We start from the raw sequence: 6,113 nt of genomic DNA on the forward strand, positions 1-6,113 counted from the left end.
AACCGTGACGGATGAGGAATTGACTATGATTGAAAACCGATTGAATCATCGCCCCAGAAAGCGACTAGGATTCAAGACACCTCACGAGGTATTCCATGCCTCGTTAAAGCGTGTTGCACTTCGTCCTTGAATCCGCCATTTGAAACACCCGAATCGGCGCTTGCAATGCAGGATGCAGTTTGGAAGCGGGCTTCAGAACAGCCTTGGATGCGCCGGACTTAGAGGCAGCAGCCTTAACCGCAGGCTTTGTCGCTGCTTTGGGCGCACCCTTTGCTGAAGCAGCAACCCGGGGGGCCACTGGGGCTTTGGCCTTGGCGACTGGCTTGACCGCTGTTTTGGCTGGCGCTTTCACGACCTGTTTTTGTGTATTTTTTGAAGCCATGGTTGTTTAATCTGTGAGACGACGGCTAGTCTAACTCTCAAAATAACACTAAAGCACTCAATAGATAGCAAAATACCCGTGTGAACAGGGTCTAACTTGTCAATCCGCCCCAAACAAATCCCGCGTGTAAACCTTGCCCGTCACATCGTCCAAGTCGGGGGTTTGGCGGTTCGCCACGATCAGGTCGGCGCGTTGTTTGAAGGTGGCGAGGTCGTTCACCACGGCTGAGTTGAAAAAGTGTGGCTCTTGCAGCACAGGCTCATAAACAATCACCTCCACGCCCTTGGCTTTGAAGCGCTTCATGATGCCCTGCACGCTGCTGGCTCTGAAGTTGTCGCTGCCCGCCTTCATCACCAAGCGGTAAATGCCCACCACCTTGGGGCGGCGCTTCAAGATGTCGAACGCCACAAAGTCTTTGCGCGTGCTGTTGGCGTCCACGATGGCGCGCATCAAGTTTTGCGGCACCTCGGCGTAATTGGCCAACAGCTGCTTAGTGTCCTTGGGCAAGCAATAACCGCCGTAGCCAAACGATGGGTTGTTGTAGTGGTTGCCGATGCGCGGGTCTAGGCACACCCCATCGATGATTTGCCGCGTGTCCAGCCCCAACGACGACGCGTAACTGTCTAGCTCGTTGAAATAGGCCACCCGCATCGCAAGGTACGTGTTGGCAAACAGCTTGATCGCCTCGGCCTCAGTGCTGTCGGTCAGCAGCACCGGCATGTCCTTTTTAATCGCCCCTTCCACCAACAAATCGGCAAACGCTTGCCCGTGCTCAGAACGGTCGCCCACCACAATGCGGCTGGGGTGCAAGTTGTCATGCAAAGCCTTGCCTTCGCGCAAGAACTCGGGCGAAAACATCAAGTTGTGCGTCATGTACTTCAAGCGCATGCGTTCGGTAAAGCCCACCGGCACCGTCGACTTGATCACCATCACCGCCTGCGGGTTGATGGTCAGCACATCGGCAATCACCGACTCCACCGACTTGGTGTTGAAGTAATTCGTCTCGGCGTCGTAATCGGTGGGCGTCGCGATGATCACAAAGCTCGCCCCCGTGTAAGCCTCTTCTTTGCTCAGCGTTGCCTTGAAATTCAGGGGCTTGTGCGACAAATACGCCTCCATCTCCACGTCTTCAATCGGCAGCACTTTGCGGTAGAGCTGTTCAACCTTGCTCGCCACCACATCCAACGCCACCACCTCATGGCTTTGTGCCAACAAGATGCCGTTAGACAGGCCCACATAGCCTGTTCCTGCGATTGCGATTTTCATAAAACATTCATCCTAAAAATAATTAATTAAAACTAACTAACTGAAGTAGCGATAATAGTTTATTAATACTATTTAATTCAAAAAATTCCACATGAGCAGCACATCAGAAGGCTTCAACCTCATCGGCTACGCCACCTCGCCCATGGGCTTGGGCGAAGACCTGCGCTCCTTCGCCGCCATGCTGGAGCACCTCGCCATTCCCTTTTCGGTCACCGACATCCCCACCGACGTGCAAGGCCAAGTCAAAGTCGCGTGGCAACACCTCACCACGCAGGACTACAACACCAGCGTCTTCTTCATGTCAGCCATGGAGTGCCAAAACCTCGCCCGCGTGCACCCACGGCTGTTCACCCAGCCCCAGCGCAAGATTGGCTACTTTTTGTGGGAACTGCCCGACTTCCCCAGCCAACACGCCGCCGCCCTGCAACTTGTCGACCACATTTGGTGCCCCACCCGCTTTGTGCAACAAGCCTTCTTTGCCAAATCGCGCCAACTCACCCTGTCGCTCCCGCTGCCCGTGGTGCAACACCCACCCGCAGGCCGCAACTTTCGGCAAGAACTCAACGTGCCCGCCAGTGCCTTTGTGTCGTTGTTCATGTTTGACATGCACTCCACCCTTGCGCGCAAAAACCCGCATGCCGTGTTGCGGGTCTTTCACCAATTCATGCAAAGCGAGCCCGACGCCTACCTGTTGTTAAAAGTCAGCCGCTGGCAAAACTTGGGGCCAGCTGCACTTGCGTGGATTCCCCATCACCCACGCATCAAACTCATTCAAGACACCCTCAGCCCCAACCAGCTGACCGACCTCTACCGAAGCGCCAACTGCTATTTGTCGCTGCACCGCAGCGAAGGCTTTGGCCGCACCTTGGTCGAAGCCTTGCAAAACGGCCTGCATGTCGTGAGCACCCATTTTTCGGGGCCGCAAGACTACCTCACGCCCGACAACGCCCTGCTCGTCAACTGGCAACGCACCGACGTGGGCCCCAACGACTACCCCCACCTCACCGAGCCCAGCTGGTGGGCCGAACCCGACGAACCCAGCGCTTTGCAGCAACTCCAACTCGCCTGCGAGCGCGCAAAAAAAGGGCCCAATATTCAGGGCCAAAACGACGGTGCAAAGTTCTTGCCCGAAGCCTTGGCCGCTAAATACAGGCCCATCTTGAAAACGTATTTGAAGTAACTTAAGCCGCTGGCGGTGCCTCTTGCTCACGCGCATCCAGCACTTTCTTCGCCACCGCCAACACCAATTGCGACTTAGGCGCTTGGTCTAAAAACTCTTTCGACGCCAAAAAATCCACCAGCAACGCGAAAGGCGTCACGCCCACGCGTGGCTCCACCACCTCCATCGACTCGGGCAAGCGGCCCAAGAAGATTTTGTAAGCCGCAATCACGTCTTCGCGTGTGGCTTTCATCGTGTCCATTTGGCACGCCGCCTCGGGCACAACGTCAGCCACCACCTCGGCTGGCACAATAGCTGGCGCTGGCATTAGCGGTGGCGTTTCAACGACCACCGCCTGTGCCGCCTGTGCCGCCTTTGCGGCAACTTGCGCAGCCAAGGCCTCATCAAACGTCATCGGGGATGGCTGCAGTGGCGGCAGCGCCTCTAGCGCAACCTCTTGAACCACGGGTTTTTTCTTAAAACCAAAAAAGTTAAACATCATCTAAATACCTCATCGATACATTCATTCGCTCTCGACAAACAACCATCGAAATGCATCAATGATTGGCCATGATTTTTCTAAAAATCTGTTAGTAACCCAACGCCAAAAAAAACGGGTTCAACGTGTTCGAAGGTTTTGGGTAATTCAAAGACTCACCACCAGGCTGCTGCACATGTCCTCCTGCCGCAACGACAAGTGCATGACCTGCTGCTGTATCCCAAATACATGTAGGTCCAAAGCGGGGATACACATCAACTTGCCCCTCTGCCACGAGGCAAAACTTTAAGGAGCTACCTATATCGCGTCCATCAACCGCATCAAATTGCTCTAGCCATTTCGTCAACTCATTGGATGGGTGTGAACGACTGGTCGCCACTCGAACAGGGCGATTGGTCAGCGACTCCGCTGACGCGCCTGAAACTTTGATCTCACGCCACCCATTGGCATCTCTTTTCTTGGCCTGAGCGACAAAGCTACACGCACCTCCAAAAGCACCCACATACATCAGCCCAAGCGCGGGAGCCCCCACCACCCCCACTTGCGGTTCACCATTGACAACAAGTGAAATATTGACAGTGAATTCACCATTGCCTTTGATGAATTCTTTTGTCCCATCTAGTGGATCGACAGCCCAATACATCACAGGGCATTCATCTTTAGAAAACGTATTGGCACTCTCTTCAGACAACACAGGAATCTGCGGCCAACGCATACGCAGCCCTTCTGACAAGACTTCGTTTGACGCCAAATCTGCGGCGGTCAAAGGCGAATCATCTTTTTTCACGACATGTTGCAACGCTTCGCGTTTGGCATAAATTTCCATGATCACGTTGCCCGCGGCATCGACCAAATCAACTAAAAACTTCAGCCCCTGCTCATCCATCACCTTGACGACGCTCATACAACAAGTCCCGTTAATTTCAAACCAATCACACTCAACACCAAGGCTAAACCCACGCGTAAATAGTGCTGCGGCAATCGAGCAGAAAGCTTTGCCCCAAGCCAGACACCGGGGACAGACCCCAAAAGCAACCAAGTCAAAAGCTCAAAATCGACGTGACCAACCACCACGTGCCCAAGCCCTGCAAACAAAGCCAACGGCACAGCATGCACGATGTCTGTAGCGACCAAACGCGACGGCGTTAAACGCAGCGGGTACAAATAAGCCAGCAACACAGCACCTACAGCACCAGCCCCTACGGATGTCAACGTCACCAAAAAGCCCAGTACCACATCTTGGTCGACGACGAACGCATGCCACTCCGGCCAGGCGAAGTACCCATGCTCAAAAAAGTGCGCTTTCGCACACTGGGCTGCTACCCACTCACGGGCGCTGTGGAGTCAGAAGCCGACACCCTACCCAACATCATTCAAGAAATGCTGCTCACCAAAACATCCGAGCGCCAAGGCCGCGTCATCGACCACGATGCCGCCGCATCCATGGAAAAGAAAAAGCAAGAGGGGTACTTCTAAATGTCACACGTCAGCGACCTCATCGGCCAAGACATCTACGCCTACCTGCACAGCCACCAGCACAAAGGGCTGTTGCGCTTCATCACCTGCGGCAGCGTAGACGACGGCAAAAGCACCCTCATTGGCCGCTTGCTCTACGACTCCAAAATGATCTTTGAAGATCAACTCAAAGCCCTCGAAGCCGACAGCAAACGCATCGGCACACAAGGCCAAGAGATTGACTTTGCTTTGTTGGTCGACGGCTTAACCGCCGAACGCGAACAAGGCATCACCATCGATGTGGCCTACCGCTTCTTCTCAACGGAGAAACGCAAATTCATCGTGGCCGACACCCCTGGCCACGAGCAATACACGCGCAACATGGTCACAGGCGCATCGACCGCCGACGTGGCCGTGGTGTTGGTCGATGCACGCAAAGGCGTGCTCACCCAAACACGCCGCCACAGTTACTTGGCCAAACTCATGGGCATCCAGCATGTGGTGCTGGCCATCAACAAAATGGACATGGTGAACTACAGCCAAGACGTGTTTGAAACCATCCAACAAGACTACTTGGCCTTTGCTCAGCAACTGGGCGAGCTGCAAGTTACCCCCATTCCTATGTCCGCCTTGCGCGGTGACAACATCACCGAGCGCAGCCATCACATGCCTTGGTTTCACGGCACCACGTTGATGGGTTTTTTAGAAACCGTGCAAATCGAACAAGACCGCCTGAGCAAGCTTGCCTTTCGCATGCCCATTCAATGGGTCAACCGCCCCAACCAAGACTTCAGGGGCTTCAGTGGCACAGTGGCCTCAGGCGCTGTAAAAGCGGGCCAACGCATACGCGTGCAGCCATCAGGCCGCGAGGTAGACATTGCCCGCATCGTCACCCAAGACGGCGACCTCGCCCAAGCCGTGGCTGGCCAAGCCATCACCATCACTCTGGCTGAAGAAGTCGATGCGTCACGCGGTGACATGTTCACCACCGCACAAGCACCCGCCACCGTGGCTGACCAGTTTCTGGCCCATCTGGTGTGGATGGCCGAAAACCCACTCATGCCCGGACGCCACTACTGGCTCAAGTGCGGCACACAAACCGTCAATGCCAGCGTGACCAAAATCAAACACCAAATCAACGTCAACACACTTGAACGAATGGCGGCCGACAAGCTAGAACTCAATGCCGTGGCCGAATGCAACCTAGCCACTGACCTGCCCCCACTAGCCGTACCACTGAATTAGAAGTTAGTCCGATGTGTCAAGGTTATTCCAAAACTTGATGGTTTGTATTTGCAGCAGCATTTGAATTAATCCTATGCTGCTGCGCGAATTGAGCCGGTGGTATCCGA

5 protein-coding genes and 2 pseudogenes are annotated in these 6,113 nt (G+C 54.6%); 3 read left to right on the plus strand and 4 right to left on the minus strand.

Annotated features, from left to right (window positions below; translation table 11 throughout):
* Positions 1-481: 481 nt before the first annotated feature.
* Positions 482-1,648 (minus strand): nucleotide sugar dehydrogenase, encoded by a 1,167-nt coding sequence (locus RMS95_RS07010; RefSeq protein WP_310644810.1) that lies wholly within the window; start codon positions 1,646-1,648, stop codon positions 482-484.
* A gap of 91 nt (positions 1,649-1,739) precedes the next feature.
* Between RMS95_RS07010 and RMS95_RS07015 the strand changes: the two genes are divergently transcribed.
* Complete coding sequence (locus RMS95_RS07015) at positions 1,740-2,828, plus strand: glycosyltransferase (protein ID WP_310644812.1); 1,089 nt, start codon at positions 1,740-1,742, stop codon at positions 2,826-2,828.
* A gap of 1 nt (position 2,829) precedes the next feature.
* Here the strand turns inward: RMS95_RS07015 and RMS95_RS07020 are convergent, their stop codons facing one another.
* The 3 genes from RMS95_RS07020 to RMS95_RS07030 form a co-directional block, all read right to left on the minus strand.
* A complete protein-coding gene (locus RMS95_RS07020; RefSeq protein WP_310644814.1) occupies positions 2,830-3,309 on the minus strand; it encodes a hypothetical protein in 480 nt (159 codons plus the stop codon).
* Between the two features lie 88 nt (positions 3,310-3,397).
* Positions 3,398-4,210: a 3'(2'),5'-bisphosphate nucleotidase CysQ gene (gene cysQ / locus RMS95_RS07025; RefSeq protein ID WP_310644816.1), complete on the minus strand. Its 813-nt coding sequence runs from the start codon at positions 4,208-4,210 to the stop codon at positions 3,398-3,400.
* On the minus strand, positions 4,207-4,542 hold the full coding sequence (locus tag RMS95_RS07030; protein WP_310644818.1) for a sulfite exporter TauE/SafE family protein: 336 nt from the start codon (positions 4,540-4,542) through the stop codon (positions 4,207-4,209). The genes cysQ and RMS95_RS07030 overlap by 4 nt, the downstream gene beginning before the upstream one ends.
* On the opposite strand from RMS95_RS07030, the pseudogene RMS95_RS07035 reads away from it, so the two are divergent.
* Positions 4,543-4,782: pseudogene (locus RMS95_RS07035) on the plus strand (sulfate adenylyltransferase small subunit); the annotation flags it as partial. It abuts the gene before it with no gap.
* Positions 4,783-5,982, plus strand: a pseudogene (cysN, locus tag RMS95_RS07040) (sulfate adenylyltransferase subunit CysN); the annotation flags it as partial.
* Positions 5,983-6,113: the final 131 nt, after the last annotated feature.

Origin of the sequence: Limnohabitans sp. (assembly GCF_031539175.1) — a bacterium.
Classification (GTDB): domain Bacteria; phylum Pseudomonadota; class Gammaproteobacteria; order Burkholderiales; family Burkholderiaceae_C; genus Limnohabitans.

Coding starts and splice junctions, on each gene's coding strand:
- RMS95_RS07015 (WP_310644812.1), top strand. CDS start 1,740: ATGAGCAGCACATCAGAAGGCTTCAACCTCATCGGCTACGCCACCTCG.
- RMS95_RS07010 (WP_310644810.1), bottom strand. CDS start 1,648: ATGAAAATCGCAATCGCAGGAACAGGCTATGTGGGCCTGTCTAACGGC.
- cysQ (WP_310644816.1), bottom strand. CDS start 4,210: ATGAGCGTCGTCAAGGTGATGGATGAGCAGGGGCTGAAGTTTTTAGTT.
- RMS95_RS07020 (WP_310644814.1), bottom strand. CDS start 3,309: ATGATGTTTAACTTTTTTGGTTTTAAGAAAAAACCCGTGGTTCAAGAG.